Origin of the sequence: Streptomyces racemochromogenes (assembly GCF_044129415.1) — a bacterium.
GTDB lineage: Bacteria > Actinomycetota > Actinomycetes > Streptomycetales > Streptomycetaceae > Streptomyces > Streptomyces racemochromogenes_A.
The window spans coordinates 19,699-38,365 of sequence record NZ_JBBDHD010000018.1; the positions used below are offsets into that span (position 1 = coordinate 19,699).

Annotated in this window: 19 protein-coding genes; 10 read left to right on the forward strand and 9 right to left on the reverse strand. The window is 71.7% G+C overall.

The annotated features are described in order from the left end of the window. Positions 1 to 13: 13 nt before the first annotated feature. From WDV06_RS09830 to WDV06_RS09845, 4 genes are all read right to left on the reverse strand, one after another. On the reverse strand, positions 14 to 589 hold the full coding sequence (locus tag WDV06_RS09830) for a TerD family protein (protein WP_079431701.1): 576 nt from the start codon (positions 587 to 589) through the stop codon (positions 14 to 16). Between the two features lie 148 nt (positions 590 to 737). After that, positions 738 to 1,313: a TerD family protein gene (locus WDV06_RS09835; protein ID WP_042816748.1), complete on the reverse strand. Its 576-nt coding sequence runs from the start codon at positions 1,311 to 1,313 to the stop codon at positions 738 to 740. A gap of 125 nt (positions 1,314 to 1,438) precedes the next feature. Further along, positions 1,439 to 1,897 carry a peroxiredoxin gene (locus WDV06_RS09840; protein WP_045945771.1) on the reverse strand — a complete coding sequence of 153 codons (459 nt, stop codon included), beginning with the start codon at positions 1,895 to 1,897 and terminating at the stop codon, positions 1,439 to 1,441. Positions 1,898 to 2,079: 182 nt separating this feature from the next. Continuing rightward, positions 2,080 to 2,505 carry a DUF3052 domain-containing protein gene (locus WDV06_RS09845; RefSeq protein WP_395509257.1) on the reverse strand — a complete coding sequence of 142 codons (426 nt, stop codon included), beginning with the start codon at positions 2,503 to 2,505 and terminating at the stop codon, positions 2,080 to 2,082. Between the two features lie 457 nt (positions 2,506 to 2,962). On the opposite strand from WDV06_RS09845, the gene aceE reads away from it, so the two are divergent. Then, the gene (gene aceE, locus WDV06_RS09850; protein ID WP_395509258.1) at positions 2,963 to 5,710 is read left to right on the forward strand and encodes a pyruvate dehydrogenase (acetyl-transferring), homodimeric type; all 2,748 of its coding nucleotides are present in this window, start codon (positions 2,963 to 2,965) and stop codon (positions 5,708 to 5,710) included. A gap of 102 nt (positions 5,711 to 5,812) precedes the next feature. Next, complete coding sequence (locus WDV06_RS09855; RefSeq protein ID WP_395509259.1) at positions 5,813 to 6,619, forward strand: ion channel; 807 nt, start codon at positions 5,813 to 5,815, stop codon at positions 6,617 to 6,619. On the opposite strand, the gene WDV06_RS09860 is transcribed toward WDV06_RS09855, so the two are convergent. Both WDV06_RS09860 and WDV06_RS09865 read right to left on the reverse strand, forming a co-directional pair. After that, complete coding sequence (locus WDV06_RS09860) at positions 6,600 to 6,986, reverse strand: peptidase inhibitor family I36 protein (protein WP_395509260.1); 387 nt, start codon at positions 6,984 to 6,986, stop codon at positions 6,600 to 6,602. The genes WDV06_RS09855 and WDV06_RS09860 overlap by 20 nt on opposite strands. Before the next feature lie 199 nt (positions 6,987 to 7,185). Continuing rightward, complete coding sequence (locus WDV06_RS09865) at positions 7,186 to 8,778, reverse strand: MFS transporter (protein WP_395509261.1); 1,593 nt, start codon at positions 8,776 to 8,778, stop codon at positions 7,186 to 7,188. 130 nt (positions 8,779 to 8,908) lie between these two features. Here WDV06_RS09865 and WDV06_RS09870 point away from each other — a divergent pair, with 130 nt between their 5' ends. From WDV06_RS09870 to WDV06_RS09880, 3 genes are all read left to right on the forward strand, one after another. Continuing rightward, positions 8,909 to 9,562, forward strand: coding sequence for a TetR/AcrR family transcriptional regulator (locus WDV06_RS09870; protein ID WP_395509262.1), 654 nt, complete (start codon positions 8,909 to 8,911; stop codon positions 9,560 to 9,562). Between the two features lie 217 nt (positions 9,563 to 9,779). Continuing rightward, complete coding sequence (locus tag WDV06_RS09875) at positions 9,780 to 10,949, forward strand: alpha/beta hydrolase (RefSeq protein WP_395509313.1); 1,170 nt, start codon at positions 9,780 to 9,782, stop codon at positions 10,947 to 10,949. Between the two features lie 96 nt (positions 10,950 to 11,045). Then, on the forward strand, positions 11,046 to 11,906 hold the full coding sequence (locus WDV06_RS09880; protein ID WP_395509263.1) for a DUF4429 domain-containing protein: 861 nt from the start codon (positions 11,046 to 11,048) through the stop codon (positions 11,904 to 11,906). A 72-nt stretch (positions 11,907 to 11,978) separates the two neighbouring features. On the opposite strand, the gene WDV06_RS09885 is transcribed toward WDV06_RS09880, so the two are convergent. Continuing rightward, positions 11,979 to 12,998 (reverse strand): aldo/keto reductase, encoded by a 1,020-nt coding sequence (locus WDV06_RS09885; protein WP_395509264.1) that lies wholly within the window; start codon positions 12,996 to 12,998, stop codon positions 11,979 to 11,981. Continuing rightward, positions 12,995 to 13,405, reverse strand: a complete 411-nt coding sequence (locus WDV06_RS09890; protein WP_463668210.1) for a MerR family transcriptional regulator — start codon at positions 13,403 to 13,405, stop codon at positions 12,995 to 12,997. Before WDV06_RS09890 ends, WDV06_RS09885 begins: the two co-directional genes overlap by 4 nt. A 79-nt stretch (positions 13,406 to 13,484) precedes the next feature. Between WDV06_RS09890 and WDV06_RS09895 the strand changes: the two genes are divergently transcribed. Further along, positions 13,485 to 14,312 carry a serine hydrolase domain-containing protein gene (locus tag WDV06_RS09895; RefSeq protein WP_395509314.1) on the forward strand — a complete coding sequence of 276 codons (828 nt, stop codon included), beginning with the start codon at positions 13,485 to 13,487 and terminating at the stop codon, positions 14,310 to 14,312. Here WDV06_RS09895 and WDV06_RS09900 read toward each other — a convergent pair. Further along, the gene (locus WDV06_RS09900; RefSeq protein WP_395509266.1) at positions 14,309 to 14,968 is read right to left on the reverse strand and encodes a pirin family protein; all 660 of its coding nucleotides are present in this window, start codon (positions 14,966 to 14,968) and stop codon (positions 14,309 to 14,311) included. The two genes, WDV06_RS09895 and WDV06_RS09900, sit on opposite strands and share 4 nt — an antisense overlap. Before the next feature lie 81 nt (positions 14,969 to 15,049). Here WDV06_RS09900 and WDV06_RS09905 point away from each other — a divergent pair, with 81 nt between their 5' ends. The 4 genes from WDV06_RS09905 (at position 15,050) to WDV06_RS09920 (ending at position 18,603) form a co-directional block, all read left to right on the forward strand. Next, positions 15,050 to 16,261, forward strand: coding sequence for a PucR family transcriptional regulator (locus WDV06_RS09905; RefSeq protein ID WP_395509267.1), 1,212 nt, complete (start codon positions 15,050 to 15,052; stop codon positions 16,259 to 16,261). Between the two features lie 89 nt (positions 16,262 to 16,350). After that, positions 16,351 to 17,268, forward strand: a complete 918-nt coding sequence (locus WDV06_RS09910; protein WP_395509268.1) for an ACP S-malonyltransferase — start codon at positions 16,351 to 16,353, stop codon at positions 17,266 to 17,268. A gap of 19 nt (positions 17,269 to 17,287) precedes the next feature. Continuing rightward, entirely contained in the window at positions 17,288 to 18,292 is a 1,005-nt protein-coding gene (locus WDV06_RS09915; protein WP_395509269.1) for a ketoacyl-ACP synthase III, read from the forward strand. Positions 18,293 to 18,351: 59 nt separating this feature from the next. After that, positions 18,352 to 18,603, forward strand: coding sequence for an acyl carrier protein (locus tag WDV06_RS09920; RefSeq protein ID WP_395509270.1), 252 nt, complete (start codon positions 18,352 to 18,354; stop codon positions 18,601 to 18,603). The last annotated feature ends 64 nt before the right edge of the window (positions 18,604 to 18,667 follow it).

Here is an 18,667-nt window from a genome sequence, read left to right on the forward strand (position 1 = left end):
GTCTTGTACGGCTTTACGAAACGTTGACCCCGAAGTCTAGAGCGATGCCCCGCAGCCCCGACGCGTACCCCTGGCCCACCGCACGGAACTTCCACTCGCCGCCGTACCGGTAGACCTCGCCGAAGATCATGGCCGTTTCGCTGGACGCGTCCTCGGTCAGGTCGTAGCGGGCCAGCTCCTGGTCGTCGGCCATGTTCACCACGCGGATGAAGGCGTTGCTGACCTGGCCGAAGCTCTGCCGGCGGCTGTCCGCCTCGTGGATGGAGACCGGGAAGACGATCTTGTCGACCTGGGCCGGGACCTTGGTGAGGTCAACGATGATCGACTCGTCGTCGCCCTCGCCCTCGCCGGTGAGGTTGTCGCCGGTGTGTTCGACGGAGCCCTCGGGGCTCTTCAGGTTGTTGTAGAACACGAAGTACTGGTCGCCCAGCACCCGGCCGTCGCGGCAGAGCAGCGCGCTGGCGTCGAGGTCGAAGTCGGCCCCCGTGGTCGACCGCGCGTCCCATCCGAGCCCGATCAGAACCCGGGTGAGGTTCGGTGCCTGCTTGGACAGGGAGACGTTGCCCCCCTTGGCGAGTGTGACGCCCATGATGTGGTCCTCCCCGAACGACGTGGTGATGGTGGCCCGGCCACCCGCCTCCATGGTGGCAAAGCCGGTCCGGCGCCGTACACAGAGGTGCACGGCGCCGGACGGACGAACTTTCCCGGGCTCGCAGGGCCCGGGCGGCTCAGACGGCTCAGACGTTGACGCCGAAGTCCTGCGCGATGCCGCGCAGACCCGAGGCGTAGCCCTGGCCGATGGCGCGGAACTTCCACTCGGCGCCGTTGCGGTAGAGCTCGCCGAAGACCATGGCGGTCTCGGTGGAGGCGTCCTCGGAGAGGTCGTAGCGGGCGAGCTCGCTGTTGTCGGCCTGGTTCACCACGCGGATGTAGGCGTTGCGGACCTGGCCGAAGCTCTGCTGGCGGCTCTCGGCCTCGTAGATGGAGACCGGGAAGACGATCTTGGCCACGTCGGCCGGGACGCCGGCGAGGTTGACCTTGATCGCCTCGTCGTCGCCCTCGCCCTCGCCGGTCAGGTTGTCACCGGTGTGCTCGACCGAGCCGTCCGGGCTCTTCAGGTTGTTGAAGAACACGAAGTTCGAGTCGGTGGCGACCTTGCCCTGGTCGTTGGTCAGGATCGCGCTGGCGTCGAGGTCGAAGTCGACACCGGTGGTGGTGCGGGCGTCCCAGCCCAGACCGACGATGACCGCCGTCAGGTTGGGCGCGGCCTTGGTCAGCGAGACGTTGCCGCCCTTGCTGAGGCTGACTCCCACGAGTCCTCCATTGGTATGTGTGTGGGGCGGTGCCCCGCGTGCGTTGCTACCGGATCAACGTTTCGATCCTAGTGACGGGTTCCCGCCCACAAGGCGGTTTTCGTCCGGAACCCGTCCGGGAGTTCTCAGAGGCTGTCGAGGGCCTTGATGTACTCGTTCAGGTCACGCGCGTCCGGCAGCCCGTTGACGACGCTCCAGCGCACGACGCCGTCCTTGTCGATGACGAAGGTGCCGCGGACCGCGCAGCCCTTCTCCTCGTCGAAGACGCCGTAGGCGCGGGAGGTCTCGCCGTGCGGCCAGAAGTCGGACAGCAGCGGGTACTCCAGGCCCTCCTGGTCGGCGAAGACGCGCAGGGTCGGCACGGAGTCGTTGGAGACGGCCAGCAGCTGGACGTCGTCGTTCTGGAAGCGGGGCAGCTGGTCGCGCAGCTCGCAGAGCTCGCCGGTGCACACGCCGGTGAAGGCGAACGGGTAGAAGAGCAGCACGACGGCCTTCTCCCCCCGGAAGTCGGAGAGCCGCACGGTGGCACCGTGGTTGTCCTTGAGCTCGAAGTCCGGGGCCTTGGTTCCGACCTCGATCGCCATCTCTCGCATCCCTTCGTTCCTGCGGTCCCGCACGGGGCCGTTCGGGTGAGACCCACCCTAAGGCCGCCCGCCGCGGACCGGGCCGCGGCGGGGCCGGAGCGGCCCGGAACGCGCACACCCCGCCGGCCCCGGTGCGGACCGGGTCGGCGGGGTGTGCGTTCCGCTCGGCTGCGGGGCGCGGCTTACTTCTTGGACTTGGCGGCCTTCGGCGTCACCAGCTTGGTGGACGTCCACTCCTTGCCGACGGGCAGGCCCTTGGCCAGCGAGAGGCCCGCGGTCTCCGCGGCCTCGCTGATGTCGCTGGCCTCGACGTAGCCGTCACGGCCCGTCTTGGGGGTCAGCAGCAGGATCAGTGCGCCGTCCTCGACCAGCTCGGTCGCATCGACCAGGGCGTCCGTCAGATCGCCGTCCTCGTCGCGGAACCACAGCAGCACCGCGTCGGCGACGTCGTCGTAGTCCTCGTCGGCGAGCTCACTGACGAGGTCCTCGACGGTTTCACGGAATTCCTGATCGACGTCCTCGTCGTAGCCGATCTCCTGGACCACCTGTTCGGACTGGAAACCCAGCCGGGCGGCCAGGCTCTCCGCGTGGTCCGCGGTCGCGCTCACGGGGTGCCTCCTGCTCATGTTCGGTGAATGTCTTTCGGCGGCGCGCGTACGCGCAGCATTGGGCGTAGTCCACACGGGCGCGGCGGATCGCGCAAGTACCCGGCCGCCGAGACCGTCGAAACGGTGACGATTGCGGCCGTCTCGCCGCAACTTTGCCGTACGTTTCAGGCGTCCCGGGTGGACCACCGGTGATTCATCCCACACCATTCCAGCTCATTCGGCATCGCATGAGGACTTTCCTACCTGTTTGAGGGACGAACGGCCTTACGAACCCGGTGATCGCCCTGGGCGTAAGGTTGCGATTTGGCCCCGCCGCGCGCAGGACCGGCACGGCCCGCCCGGCGCTCCTCCCCCGCTCCAGGTGTTACCCAGTGGTAGAGGTGAAGATTTCGGCCGGGCGTAAGACCATGGGAGGCGGCGACCCAAGGCACGACTCCCCTGACAGCGAAGGAACAGCGTGGCTTCCGCATCCGATCGCAATCCGATCATCATTGGCGGCCTGCCGAGCCAGGTCCCGGACTTCGACCCGGAGGAGACCAGGGAGTGGCTCGACTCCCTGGACGCCGCCGTCGACGAGCGGGGCCGCGAGCGCGCCCGCTATCTGATGCTGCGACTGATCGAGCGGGCCCGCGAGAGGCGCGTGGCCGTCCCCGAGATGCGCTCGACGGACTACGTCAACACCATCGCCACCAAGGACGAGCCCTTCTTCCCCGGCAACGAGGAGATCGAGCGCAAGGTCCTGAACGCCACCCGCTGGAACGCGGCCGTGATGGTCTCGCGCGCCCAGCGCCCCGGGATCGGCGTCGGCGGCCACATCGCGACCTTCGCCTCCTCCGCCTCCCTCTACGACGTGGGCTTCAACCACTTCTTCCGCGGCAAGGACGAGGGCGACGGCGGCGACCAGATCTTCTTCCAGGGTCACGCCTCCCCCGGCATCTACGCCCGCGCCTACCTCCTCGACCGGCTCACCGAGCAGCAGCTCGACGCGTTCCGCCAGGAGAAGTCGAAGGCCCCGTACGGCCTGTCGAGCTACCCGCACCCGCGGCTGATGCCGGACTTCTGGGAGTTCCCGACCGTCTCGATGGGCCTCGGCCCGCTCGGCGCGATCTACCAGGCCCGGATGAACCGGTACATGGAGGCGCGCGGGATCGCCGACACCTCCAAGTCCCACGTTTGGGCGTATCTCGGCGACGGCGAGATGGACGAGCCGGAGTCGCTCGGACAGCTTTCGCTCGCCGCCCGCGAGGGCCTGGACAACCTGACCTTCGTCGTCAACTGCAACCTCCAGCGGCTCGACGGCCCGGTGCGCGGCAACGGCAAGATCATCCAGGAGCTGGAGTCGATCTTCCGCGGCGCCGGCTGGAACGTCATCAAGCTGATCTGGGACCGCTCCTGGGACCCGCTGCTGGCCCAGGACCGCGACGGCATCCTGGTCAACAAGATGAACTCCACCCCCGACGGGCAGTTCCAGACGTACGCCACCGAGTCGGGCGCGTACATCCGCGAGCACTTCTTCGGCGGGGACCAGCGGCTGCGCGCGATGGTCGAGAACATGACCGACCGGCAGATCCAGCACCTGGGCCGCGGCGGCCACGACCACAAGAAGGTCTACGCCGCCTACGCGGCGGCCAAGGCCCACAAGGGCCAGCCGACGGTGATCCTGGCGCAGACGGTCAAGGGCTGGACCCTCGGCCCGAACTTCGAGGGCCGCAACGCCACGCACCAGATGAAGAAGCTGACGGTCGACGACCTCAAGCGCTTCCGCGACCGCCTGCACATCCCGATCACCGACGCGCAGCTGGAGAACGGCGCGCCGCCGTACTACCACCCGGGCCGCAACTCGCCCGAGATCCAGTACATGCACGACCAGCGCAGCTCCCTGGGCGGCTACGTCCCCACCCGCGTGGTGCGCGCCAAGCCCCTGGCCCTGCCGGACGACAAGGCGTACGCGGCGGCCAAGAAGGGCTCGGGCCACCAGTCGATCGCCACCACGATGGCCTTCGTCCGCATCCTGAAGGACCTGATGCGGGACAAGGAGATCGGCAAGCGCTTCGTGCTGATCGCGCCCGACGAGTACCGCACCTTCGGCATGGACGCCTTCTTCCCGAGCGCCAAGATCTACAACCCGCTGGGCCAGCAGTACGAGGCGGTCGACCGCGACCTGCTCCTGGCGTACAAGGAGTCCCCGACCGGCCAGATGCTGCACGACGGCATCTCGGAGGCCGGCTGCACGGCCTCGCTGATCGCCGCCGGTTCGGCGTACGCGACGCACGGCGAGCCGCTGATCCCGGTCTACGTCTTCTACTCGATGTTCGGTTTCCAGCGCACGGGTGACCAGTTCTGGCAGATGGCCGACCAGCTGGCGCGCGGCTTCGTCCTGGGCGCGACCGCCGGCCGGACCACCCTGACGGGTGAGGGCCTCCAGCACGCCGACGGTCACTCCCAGCTGCTGGCGTCGACCAACCCGGGCTGCGTGGCGTACGACCCGGCCTACGGTTACGAGATCGCGCACATCGTCCAGGACGGCCTGCGGCGGATGTACGGCCCGACCGAGACGAACGAGCCCGGCGAGGACGTCTTCTACTACCTGACGGTCTACAACGAGCCGATCCAGCACCCGGCCGAGCCGGCCGACGTGGACGTCGAGGGCATCCTCAAGGGCATCCACCGCATCTCGCAGGGCACCTCGGGCGCCGTCGGCGCGCAGCTGATGGCCTCGGGCGTGGCGGTGCCGTGGGCGCTGGAGGCGCAGCGGATCCTGGCCGAGGAGTGGAACGTCCGGGCGGACGTCTGGTCGGCGACCTCCTGGAACGAGCTGCGCCGCGAGGCCGTCGCGGTGGAGGAGCACAACCTGCTCCACCCGGAGGAGGAGCAGCGCGTCCCGTACGTGACCCGGAAGCTGTCGGGTGCCGAGGGGCCGTTCGTGGCCGTCTCGGACTGGATGCGGGCGGTGCCGGACCAGATCGCGCGCTGGGTGCCGGGTACCTACACCTCGCTGGGCGCGGACGGTTTCGGCTTCGCCGACACGCGCGGTGCGGCGCGGCGCTTCTTCCACATCGACGCCCAGTCGGTGGTCCTGGCGACGCTCACCGAGCTGGCCCGCGAGGGGAAGATCGACCGCTCGGCGCTGAAGCAGGCCATCGACCGGTACCAGCTGCTGGACGTCGCGGCCGCCGACCCGGGCGCGGCGGGCGGGGACGCGTAGCGGTAGCCGCGGTCGCCGGCATCGCGGGAGGAGTCACTCTTCCGTGGGGGCGTTGGGACACCTGTCCCAACGCCCCCGTCCTCTTTCCCTACGATGATCGGCATGAAGGAAACCTCCCGCCAGGCGCGGTGGGAGCGCCGTACTCAGGTCCCCCTGCTGGTGCTCGCCGTGGCCTTCGCCGTCGCCTACGCCGTGCCTATCGTCGCGCCGGACGCGGGAGAAGCGGTGCACCGGGCCTGCACCCATGCGGAGTGGGCGGTGTGGGCGGCCTTCGCGGTGGACTACGTGGTGCGGCTGGGGCTGTCGGGGAACCGGAAGGTCTTCGTACGGACGCACTGGCTGGACCTGGCGGCGGTGGTGCTGCCGCTGGTGCAGCCGCTGCGGCTGCTGCGGCTGGTGGCGACGCTGATGCTGGTGGGGCGGCGGGCGCGGATGGCCCCGCAGATCCGGCTGACCACGTACGTGGCGGGTGCGGTGGTCGGGCTGCTGATGTTCGGCTCGCTCGCGGTGCTGAGCGTGGAGCGGGACGCGCCGAACGGGAACATCAGGAACCTGGGCGACGCGGTGTGGTGGTCCTTCACCACCATGACGACCGTCGGGTACGGGGACCACTCCCCCACCACCGGGCTGGGCCGGATCCTGGCGGTGGGGCTGATGCTGTCGGGGATCGCCCTGCTCGGTGTGGTGACCGCCAACATCGCCGCCTGGTTCATCGCCCGGTTCGAGCGCGACGACCAGGTGGAGCGGCTCCAGCTGGCGGCCGTCCGGGAGCTCCAGGAAGAGGTGCGGGCGCTGCGGGCCGAGGTCGCGCGGCTGGGCCACGGCTCCCGGTGCGCGATGCCCGTCCAGGCCGCCCAGGGCCCCGAGCCGGCCGCCGGTCAGGCCGGGCCTACCGCTCCCACACCTTGAACGCCCTGATCTGGTAGGGGGACTGGGGCAGCATGATCCCGTCGCCCGGGTAGGTCTGGAACTCGCCGGTCTCCGCGCACTCGGCCGACTGGTAGGTGGTCACCGGGCGGCCGGTGCGGTTGACGAGGGCCTGGTAGCCGGGCGGTCCCGCGGGCAGAGCGGTGCAGCTGTTGATGTCGAGGGTGCTGAGGTCGTAGACGGCCCGGGTGCCCTTGAAGTCCGGCTTCGCCCACAGGCAGAGCTCCCCCGTGGCGCAGGGCGGGGAGCCGGCCGCGTGGGCGCCGGTCGCGGTGGACGGGATGAGGGCGCAGGCGGCCAGGAGGGCGGCGGCGAGGGTGGTGACGCGTGCGGTGCTCCACGTACGCATGACGGGGTCAACTCCTTGTGGACGGACGGGCCCCGGACGGTTTCCGAAGGCTCCGTGACCCCACGCTGACCTGCGACGACGTCCGAGCGGAAGAGGCTGCGGGCGGGTCCACCCTGATAGGCGACAGCCCCGCCGCACGGCTGCGGCGGGGCTGTGGCGGGCGCGGTGTTGACGCGGCCGTAACGGCGGGTGGTCCGGCTCAGATGTGGGCCGCGCCCGCCCCGGCCTCGGCGTGCTCGCCGCGCTTGGTGAAGCAGGCGACGACGGCGGCGAGGACCGCGACCACTCCGGCGCAGGTGAAGGCCGTGCTCATACCGGACACGAAGGTCTCGTGCGCGACGGTGGAGATGGTCTGGGCGACGGGCTCGGGCACCCCCGGCGGGACCGGGGCGATGCCGACCTGGACGCCCTTCTCCGCGAGTTCCAGCTGTTCGGGGGTGAGCGGGGGCAGGGCCGCCCGCTGCCAGTTGTCCCCGAAGGTGTCACTGACCTCGGCCGCCATGACCGCTCCGAGGACGGCGGTGCCGAGGCTGCCGCCGACCTGCATGGCGGCCTGCTGGAGGCCGCCGGCCACACCGGAGAGCTCCAGCGGGGCGTTGCCCACGATGACCTCGGTGGCGCCGACCATCACGGGCGCGAGGCCCAGGCCCAGCAGGGCGAACCAGAGGGACATGGTGAGGCTGCCGGTGTCCGGGGTGAGGCGGGACATCCCGAAGCAGGCGACGGCGGTGGCCACCATGCCGGCGACCAGCGGGATGCGCGGGCCGACCTTGGTGATGGCGGCGCCGGCCAGCGGGGAGCCGATGATCATCATGCCGGTGAGGGGCAGCAGCCGCAGGCCGCTGTCGACCGGGCTCATCCCGTGGACGTTCTGCAGGTAGAAGGTGACGAAGAACAGGCCGCCCATGAAGGCGAAGGCCATCAGCACCATCAGGACGGTGCCCGCGGACAGGGCCAGCGAGCGGAACATGCCGAGCGGGATCAGCGGCTCGGAGACCCGTGTCTCCCAGAAGGCGAAGAGGGCGAAGCAGACCAGGGAGCCGAGGAGGAAGAGCAGGGTCTTCACATCGCCCCAGCCCCACTCGGCGGCCTTGATCAGCGCCCAGATCAGGGAGAACATCGCGGCCGACAGCAACACGATGCCCGGCAGGTCGAAGGAGCGCGGGGCGTTCTCCGCGCGGTGGTCGAGCAGGATGAACAGGCCGAAGGCCAGTGCGACGATGCCGACCGGCACGTTGATGAAGAACACGGACTGCCAGCTGACGTGCTCGACGAGCAGTCCGCCGACGATGGGCCCGGCGGCGGTCGAGGCGCCGATGACCATGCCCCAGATGCCGATGGCCATGTTGAGCTTCTCGGCGGGGAAGGTGGCGCGCAGCAGGCCGAGGGCCGCGGGCATCAGCAGGGCGCCGAAGAGCCCCTGGGCGACGCGGAAGCCGATGACGAGGCCGACCCCGGTGGACAGGCCGATCACCGCCGAGGAGAGCCCGAAGCCGGCGATGCCTATGAGGAAGGTCTGGCGGTGCCCGAACCGGTCGCCGAGCTTGCCGGCGGTGATCAGGGAGACGGCGAGGGCCAGCAGGTAGCCGTTGGTGATCCACTGCACCTCGGCGAGGCTGGCGCCGAGGTCCTTCTGGATCGCCGGGTTGGCGACGGCGACGATCGTGCCGTCGAGGGTGACCATCATGACCCCGATCGCCACGGCGAAGAGGGTCAGCCACGGGTGGCCGCGGAGACCGGAGCGGACCGGCGGCGGACTCGTTTCCTTGGCGAGGGTGATCTGACCAGTCATGCACAGCAGATTATGTCAGCGACTGACAGTTCACAAACGGCTTAACGCGGCAGTGGCTGTCAGCTCCGTCACGGGTACCCTGACCGCTCACTCAGCGTCAGATCCAGCATCAGAGAGGACCCCCGCGGTGATGACCGACGAGCGCCCCGCCCGGGCGGCCGGACTGCGCGAGCGCAAGAAGCGGCGCACCCGGGACGCGCTGCTGCGCGCCGCGCTGCTGCTGTTCGTCTCGCAGGGCTACGAGCGCACGACCGTCGACGAGATCACCGAGACGGTAGAGGTCTCCCAGCGCACCTTCTTCCGCTACTTCGCGAACAAGGAGGAGGTCGCCTTCGCCGTCCAGGACCTGGTCGAGTCCCACTTCGTCACCGCGCTGAGCGAGCGCCCGGCGCACGAGCCGCCGCTGGAGGCCATGCGCAACGCGGTGCTCGCCTCCTGGGACACCCTCGACGAGGCCATCTCCGAGCTGGTCCCGGTCGACCTCTACATGCGGGCCTACCGGCTGATCGAGTCCACCCCGGCCCTGCTCGCCGTCCACCTGCGCCGCTCGACCGAGCTGGAGGAGCAGGTCGCGCGGCTGATCGCCGAGCGCGAGGGGCTCGACCTGGACGCCGACCCGCGGCCCCGGGTCGCCGTCGCCGCGTTCTCCGGGGTGATGCGGGTCACCGGTCGGCTCTGGGGGCAGGGCGAGGACGTCAGCGTGACCGCGATCCGGCGGATGACCGAGGCCTACCTCGATCAGATCGGCCCCGCGCTGGCCGCGAACTGGCGCCGTCCGGAGTAATCGACGACAGGTTCCGGCCACCCCGCCGACAGCGCCGTGCGACCCCCGTCGCGACGGAGCGTGACCGGGCGGAGTGAGGGCCACCACAGACGGCCGTGAGACCCGTCACCCCTGATACCACTGGCTCCGGAGGTCTCCTAGTCTGGCTCCAGTGAACCTGCCCGGCCGCCCCGCCCACCCCATCGCCGACGCCCCCGCGCCCCCGGCCGTCCTGCGCATGCTGCTCGCGCTCGGCGTGGTCTTCCTGATGCTGGCGACGACCGGCTGGACGGCCGTGCACCGCCCGGAGACCGCGGTTCCGGCGCGCGCCGCCGCGCTCGCCGCGTGGGCCACGGCGCGGGTCGACGGCCGTCCGGTGCCCGCCGCCGACGCCCCCGTGCGGACGGTGGCCCGCTTCTTCGCCGGCCTCGACGCCACCCAGCGGGCCCGTCTCGCCGACGGCTACCCGCTGGTGGTCGGCAACCTCGACGGCGCCCCCGCCGCGACCCGCTACCGGGCCAACCACAACGCGCTCGCCCAGACCGCGCGGCTGGAGGAGACCCGGGGCAAGGACGTCGCCCTCACCCCGGCCGACCGCGCGAACGCCATACGCCGCGCCCACCGGTTCGAGTCCCTCGCCGAGGCCGGCCGGCAGATCCTCCTCTTCGACCCCAGCGGCGACGGCCTGGTCGCCGAGGTCTTCGGCGACCTCGACGCGGCCCGCCGGGTCTCGGTGATCGTGCCCGGCGTGGACACCGACGCCCTCACCTTCGAACGCAGCCAGCGCCGGCTGACCGCCCCCGCCGGCATGGCGCAGTCCCTCTATGACGCCGAACTCTCGGCCGCGCCCGCGGCCCGTACGGCCGTCATCGCCTGGGCCGGCTACGTCGCCCCCGACGGCGTCGGGGTGGACGCCGCCACCGGCCGGCTCGCCGTGCAGGGCGCCGCACGGCTGGAGGCCCTGGCCGCGGCGCTGCCCGGCCGGGCGAGCGTGGCCCTGTTCTGCCACAGCTACGGCTCGGTGGTGTGCGGGGTCGCCGCGCACGCCCTGCCGGACCGGGTGACCGACGTGGTGGTGGCCGGCAGCCCCGGCATGCGCGTGGGGAACGCCGCCGAGCTGCGCACCTCCGCCCGGGTGTGGGCCACGCGGGCCGAGGGCGACTGGATCGCCGACGTACCGCACCTGGAGGTCGGCGGGGTCGGGCACGGGGCGGACCCGGTCTCGGCCGGATTCGGAGCCAGGCTGCTCTCCTCGGCCGGGGCCCACAGCCACACCGGCTATTTCGAGCCAGGCACGGCCTCGCTGGAGAACTTCGCCAAGATCGGAACCGGCGGTTTCGGTTCCGTCGCGTGCGCGAACGGCGGCGACGAGTGCCGGGGCGGAATTTCCGGCACGGACGGTCACTGACGACGGCCGGTCCACCCCGGACCCGTAGCAAGTCGAAAAAACAGGGCGGGATGACGAGGGGGACGCGCGGGGGCGCGTCCCTTTACCATGTGCCGCATGGGTGACGTACTGGCCGGAAATCATGCCGTCTGGGAGTTCGACGCCGACTCGGACTCGGTGCTCATCCGCTTCGCACGGGGGATACGGACTCCAAGGCTCTGGCACGCGCTGGGCGAGCGCCGGATCCCCCTCGAAGCGCTGTCCGGGGTGTCGGTGGGTACCGCCGCGGCCGGAGTCGGGCGGCGGGAGGGGGTGGTGCTGCGCGCCGTGCCCCGGCCCGGGGCCGATCCGCTGATGGAGGCTGCCGCCGGGCAGCTGAAGGAGTCCTGCGACCCGTACCGGCTCGTGCTGCCCGGCGACCGGGCGGAGCAGGCCGCGGACTTCGCGGAGGCCCTGCGCGAGCGGCTGGGGACCGGCGGCTCCGCTCCGGCGGAACGCTTCCTCGTGACGGTCCCCCAGCCGCCGCTGACGCTCAAGGCGTACGACGCGCGGGTGGGGTTCGACGGCTCGGCCGTGACGTTCCACTGGTCGCGCACGGGCGCCAGCAGCGCGAAGTGGCGGGCCGGGGACCAGAGGTTCGCGCTCGCCGCGCTGACCGGGGTGGAGTGGGTGTCCCCGGACCGCCCCGGGGGCGGCCACCTGCGGCTGCTGCCGCGGGACGCCGCCGAGACCCGGCCGGCCCCCGACCACGACCTCGCGGCGGCGTTGTTCGGCGTCGGCTACGGGGCGGCGCACGAGTCGCTGCCGTTCGCGGCCGCCGTGCTCGCCGCGCTGCGGGAGCGGGCGCCGGTGGGGTCCGTGCCACGGGCGCGGGTGTCCGGGGAGCGGCTGCGGCACCTCAGCGAGCTGCACAGCACGGGCCTGCTGACGGACGCGGAGTACGAAACCCTCCGCGCCCGCTTCACGGCCGGGGCGTAGCCGGCCGGGGGCCGCGGGCCCCGCTGCGCGGAGCGGTTCTCCCCGCGCCGCGCGGCGGCCGCCCCCGGCGGGTCAGGACTCCCGGGCGTCCGACGTGAAGGTCATGTCCGGGTAGCGGGCACCCGCCACGCGGGACGCGAGGGGCTCCAGCAGGGCCAGCTCGGCAGCCGTGAGGCTGATCCGCGTCGCGGCCGTGTTCTCCGCGAGGCGCCCCGGCTTGCGGGTTCCCGGGATCGGCACCACCGTCAGCCCGTGCACCGACGCCCGCTGCTGCACCCACGCCAGCGCGACCTGCGCCGGCGTCACCCCGTGCGCGGCGGCGATCTCCCGGACGGGCGCCAGCAGGGCCGCGTTGGCCTTGGCGTTCTCCCCCGTGAAGCGCGGCTGGCTGCGCCGGAAGTCCTCCGCCGGCAGCTCGGCCGCCGCGTCCGCGAAGGCCCCCGTCAGGAACCCGCGCCCGAGGGGCGAGTACGGCACGAACGCCACGCCCAGCTCCGCCGCCGCGCCCACCGCGCTGCGCTCCACGTCCCGGCTGAACAGCGACCACTCCGACTGCAGGGCCGCGATCGGGTGCACCGCGTGCGCCTCGCGCAGCTCGGGACCGGTGACCTCGCTGAGGCCCAGGTGGCGCACCTTGCCCTCCTGCACCAGCTCGGCCATCGCGCCCACCGACTCGGCGAAGGGCACCGCCGGGTCGCGCCGGTGCATGTAGTAGAGGTCGATGACGTCCACGCCGAGCCGCCGCAGGCTGCCCTCGACGGCCTGGCGGACGTACGCGCGGTCGTTGCGGACGCCCCGGTAGGCCGGGTCGTCACTGCGCTCGATGGCGAACTTCGTCGCCAGGGTGATCTCGTCCCGGTGCGCGGCCACGAAGGGCGCCAGGAACTCCTCGTTCGCGCCCCGCCCGTAGACGTCCGCCGTGTCGAAGAGGGTGACCCCGGCGGCCAGCGCCGCCTCCAGGGTCTCGCGGGCCGCCGCCTCGTCGGTGTCCCCGTAGAACTCGCTCATGCCCATGCAGCCGAGGCCCTGGATCCCGACGACCGGGCCGCCCTTGCCCAGCTCGGCGCGTGCGATGGTGGTCTGCTCCGTCATGACTGTGCCTTCCCCGTTCCCGCGCCCACCGCGTCCGCGGTGTTCTGCGCGTACATCTCGATCTTGCGGTCCAGGACGTCGAGCGCGTCCGTCAGCTCGGCGACCCGCGCCAGGACCTCCCGGCGGGTCCGCTCCAGCAGCGCGCGGCGCTCGTCGACCGTGTGGTCCCCCTCGCGGACGAGCTCGGCGTACCGGACCATGTCCGCCACCGACATGCCGGTGGCGCGCAGCTTGCCCACGAAGGCCAGCCATCCGAGGTCCTTGTCGCTGAACCGCCGCTGTCCGGAGTGGGAGCGGTCCACGTGCGGCATCAGGCCGATCCGCTCGTACCAGCGCAGCGTGTGCTGGGTCAGACCGGTCCGCGCCTCGACCTCGCTGATCGTGTACCGCGCCTCCGTCAGGTTCATGACCGCAACGCTAGAACCCTGGAGTGCACTCCAAGCAAGTAGGCTCGGGGCCATGGAGAGCATGGAGGGCGTCAACAGCCTGGAGAGCCTGCGGGCCGTGGAGAACTGGCCGGTGCCCACCGCGGCGGTGGCCGTCGTGCGCGCGGACGGGAGCCTGGCCGGCTCCCACGGGCCGGTGGACCGCCGTTTCCCGCTGGCCTCGGTCACCAAGCCGCTCGCCGCGTACGCGGTCCTCGTCGCGTACGAGGAGGGGGCGGTCGAGCTGGACGAGCCGGCCGGCCCCGAGGGCTCGACGGTCCGTCACCTCCTGGCCCACACCAGTGGCCTGGCCTTCGACGAGCACCGCGCGACGGCCCCGCCCGGGCAGCGACGGCTGTACTCCAACGCCGGTTTCGAGGTGCTCGGCGACCACCTCGCGAAGGCCACCGGGATCCCCTTCGCCGACTATCTGCGCGAGGCCGTCTTCGAACCGCTGGGCATGGCCTCCTCCAGCCTGGAGGGCTCCCCCGCCAAGGACGGCGTCTCCACCGTCTCCGACCTGGTGCGCTTCGCCGCCGAACTCCAGGCGCCCCGGCTGCTGGACGTACGCACCGTCGCCGAGGCCACCTCCGTGGTCCACCCCGGCCTCAAGGGCGTCCTGCCGGGCTACGGGCACCAGTCGCCCAACGACTGGGGGCTCGGCCTGGAGATCCGCGACGGCAAGTCCCCGCACTGGACGGGGCTCACCTCCTCCCCGCGCGCCTTCGGGCACTTCGGCCAGTCCGGCACCTTCCTGTGGGTGGACCCGGACGTGCGCGCCGCCTGCGTCGCGCTGACGGACCGCGCCTTCGGCCCCTGGGCCGTGGAGGCGTGGACCCCCTTCACCGACGCGGTCCTCGCGGAACTCCGCGCCCGCCGGGCCGGCTAGGCCGGCAGTTCCCAGATCAGCAGTTCGCCGGGGGAACCGGCCGTGACCTCCAGGTTCTTCTCGCCGGTGATCCGCGCCGAGTCCCCGGGGCCCAGCTCCGCCCCGTCGAGGCGCAGGTCCCCGTGCACCACGTGCAGGTAGACCCGCTCGGCGTCCGGTACGGGGACCCGCTCGCCCGCGCCGGGCCGCCGCACGTGCAGCACCGCGCCGGCCGCCGGGACCTCGTACGGGGTACCGTCCGCGAGGCCCCGTACGACCTCGTACGTCGGGTCGCCGCCCGCGGCCAGCGGGGCGAGCCACGTCTGTACGAACCGCAGCGGCCGGTCGCCGTCGTTGCGCTCCACGTGCCGGGCCCCGCTCCCGGAGCCGAGGCGCTGGACGTCCCCGGGCCGGACGGTGCCGGTGTGGCCGGTGGTGCTGTCGCGGTGGGTGAGCTCGCCCTCCACCACCCAGGTCACGATCTCGGTGTGGCTGTGCGGGTGCTCGTCGAAGCCGGAGCCGGGGGCGAGCAGCTCCTCGTTGCAGGCGAGCACCGGGCCGAAGCGGATGTTGTCCGGGTCGTAGAAGGACCCGAAGGAGAAGGCGTGCCGGGTGGTGATCCCGGTGCCCGGATCCCCTCCCGCGTACCGGTCCGCGGCGCGGCGTACATCGATCATGGGAGCCACCGTAGCCGCCTGCCGGGGTGCGGGGCCGGTACCCGAGTCCGCGCCCGGCCGTCGATAAGGCAGTCTTGTCCCGTGCCCCAACCCGAACGTGAGCATTCCCCCGAGACCCGTCCCGCGCATCCGGTGCATCCGCACGCGGCGACGCTGCGCCGGCTGGAGAAGTCCTCCGGCCGGCTCGCCGCCAACGCCATCGCGCGCATGGACGAGGCCCTGCCGTGGTACCGGGCGATGCCTCCGGAGAACCGGTCGTGGATCGGCCTGGTCGCCCAGGCCGGCATCGCCGCGTTCACGGAGTGGTTCCGGCACCCGGAGACCCCGCAGGCGATCTCCACCGACGTCTTCGGCACGGCGCCGCGGGAGCTGACGCGGGCGATCACCCTGCGCCAGACCGTCGAGATGGTCCGTACGACGATCGAGGTCATGGAGGCCGCGATCGACGAGGTGGCGGCCCCCGGCGACGAGTCGATCCTGCGCGAGGCGCTGCTCGTGTACGCCCGGGAGATCGCCTTCGCGACGGCCCAGGTGTACGCGCAGGCCGCCGAGGCGCGCGGGGCGTGGGACGCCCGGCTGGAGTCGCTCGTCGTCAACGCCGTGCTGTCGGGCGAGGCGGACGAGGGCGCCCTGTCGCGGGCCGCGGCGCTCGGCTGGAACTCCCCGGAGCACGTGTGCGTGGTCCTGGGCACCGCCCCGGAGGGGGACAGCGAGCTGACGGTCGAGGCGATCCGCCGCGCGGCCCGGCACCACAAGCTCCAGGTGCTCACCGGGGTGCTGGGCGACCGGCTGGTGGTGATCGCGGGCGGCAGCGACAACCCGATCCAGGTGGCGAAGTCGCTGATCGGCCCGTTCGCCGCCGGTCCGGTGGTGGCCGGTCCGGTGGTCCCGGACCTGCTGAACGCGACGAAGTCCGCGCAGGCGGCCGCGGCCGGTCTCAAGGCCTGCACGGCCTGGCAGGACGCGCCGCGTCCGGTTCTGGCGGACGATCTCCTGCCCGAGCGCGCGATCGCCTCGGATCCCTCGGCGAGGGAGCAGCTGGTGGAGGAGATCTACAGACCTCTGGAAGAGGCGGGCTCGGCACTGCTGGAGACGCTGAGCGTCTACCTGGAGCAGGCGAGCAGCCTGGAGGGGGCGGCCCGGATGCTCTTCGTGCACCCCAACACGGTGCGCTACCGGCTCCGACGTGTGACGGACGTCACCGGATGGTCACCCTCCGATGTCCGTTCCGCGTTCACGCTGCGGATCGCCCTGATCCTCGGGCGTCTGGCCGACGGAGATCAGCAGCCCTAGACTTTTGTCGGACATCAACAATTACCCCGACGGTTCTTCGTCCCTGTCCCCACGGGCGGCGGAGACCACCCACAAGAGAGAGTGTGAGGGTGCTCGTACTCGTCGCTCCCGGCCAAGGCGCTCAGACGCCCGGCTTCCTGACTCCCTGGCTCGAACTCCCCGGCGCCGCCGAACGCGTCGCGGGGTGGTCCGACGCCATCGGGCTGGACCTCGTCCACTACGGCACCAAGGCCGACGAGGACGAGATCCGCGACACGGCGGTGGCCCAGCCCCTGCTGGTCGCGGCCGGCCTGCTGTCCGCTTCCGCGCTGGGCGCCCCGACGGCCTTCGGTGCCGTCGCCGGCCACAGCGTCGGTGAGATCACCGCGGCCGCCTACGCCGGTGTGCTGGGCGAGGGCGAGGCGCTGTCGTTCGTCCGTACCCGCGGGCTGGCGATGGCGGACGCCGCTGCCGTCACCCGGACGGGCATGGCCGCGGTCCTGGGCGGTGACCAGGACGTGGTCGTCGCCCACCTGGAGAAGCTCGGACTGACCCCGGCCAACATCAACGGCGCGGGCCAGATCGTGGCCGCGGGCACCGCCGAGCAGATCGAGGCCCTGGTCGCGGACAAGCCCGAGGGCTCGATGAAGGTCGTCGCCCTCAAGGTCGCGGGCGCCTTCCACACGCACCACATGGCGCCCGCGGTCGCCACGCTGGCCGAGGCCGCGAAGGCCCTCGCCCCGGCGGACCCGGCGCTGAAGTACGTGTCCAACAGGGACGGTCTCGTGGTCGAGTCGGGCGCCGACGTCGTCGCCCGCCTGGTCGGCCAGGTCGCGAACCCGGTGCGCTGGGACCTGTGCATGGAGACCTTCTCCACGCTGGGCGTCACCGGGATCGTCGAGCTGAGCCCCGGCGGCACCCTGACGGGTCTGGCCAAGCGCGCGCTCAAGGGCGTGCCGAACGTGGCGCTGAAGACGCCGGACGACCTCGACAAGGCCGCGAAGCTCATCGCCGAGCAGACGGCCTGAGAGTAGGAGCCCACACAGCATGTCCAAGATCAAGCCGGCCAAGGGCTCCCCGTACGCCCGCATCCTCGGTGTCGGCGGCTACCGCCCGACCCGCGTGGTGCCCAACGAGGTCATCCTCGAAACGATCGACTCCTCCGACGAGTGGATCCGCTCCCGCTCCGGGATCGCCTCCCGGCACTGGGCCTCGCCCCAGGAGACCGTCGCCGCGATGTCGGTGGAGGCCTCCGGCAAGGCGCTCGCCGACGCCGGGATCTCCCCCGAGCAGATCGGTGCCGTGATCGTCTCGACGGTCTCGCACTTCAAGCAGACCCCGGCCGTCGCGACCGAGATCGCGCACCGGATCGGCGCGGGCAAGCCCGCCGCCTTCGACATCTCCGCGGGCTGTGCCGGCTTCGGCTACGGCCTGACCCTCGCCAAGGGCATGGTGGTGGAGGGTTCCGCCGAGTACGTCCTCGTCATCGGGGTCGAGCGGCTGTCGGACCTGACGGACCTGGAGGACCGGGCGACGGCCTTCCTGTTCGGCGACGGCGCCGGAGCCGTGGTCGTCGGCCCCTCGGCCGAACCGGCCATCGGCCCCACGGTGTGGGGTTCGGAGGGCGACAAGTCCGAGACCATCAAGCAGACCGTCCCGTGGGACGAGTTCCGCAGCACGGACACCGCCCAGAAGTTCCCGGCCATCACCCAGGAGGGTCAGGCGGTCTTCCGCTGGGCCGTCTTCGAGATGGCGAAGGTGGCCCAGCAGGCGCTCGACGCCGCCGGGATCACCGCCGAGGACCTGGACGTCTTCATCCCGCACCAGGCCAACATGCGGATCATCGACTCGATGGTGAAGACTCTCAAGCTGCCGGAGCACGTCACGGTCGCCCGTGACGTGGAAACCACCGGCAACACGTCGGCCGCCTCGATCCCGCTCGCCATGGAGCGGCTCCTGGCGACCGGAGCGGCGAAGAGCGGCGACACCGCGCTCGTCATCGGCTTCGGGGCGGGGCTCGTCTACGCCGCCACGGTCGTTACCCTCCCCTAGGGCCCGGATCACTTCCCGGACCTGAACCACCAGCTAGCTAGCTACAGAAGGAGCGCCACATGGCCGCCACGCAGGAAGAAATCGTCGAGGGTCTCGCGGAGATCGTCAACGAGATCGCGGGCATCCCGGTCGAGGACGTCGAGATCGACAAGTCCTTCACCGACGACCTGGACGTCGACTCGCTGTCCATGGTCGAGGTCGTCGTCGCCGCCGAGGAGCGCTTCGACGTCAAGATCCCCGACGAGGACGTCAAGAACCTCAAGACGGTCGGCGACGCCGCCGCCTACATCCTGAAGCACCAGGACGCCTGAGCCTGACGAGCGTTTGTCGCCACCCCGCGGTGGCGCCGTGACAATTCAGCACCCCCTGAGACGT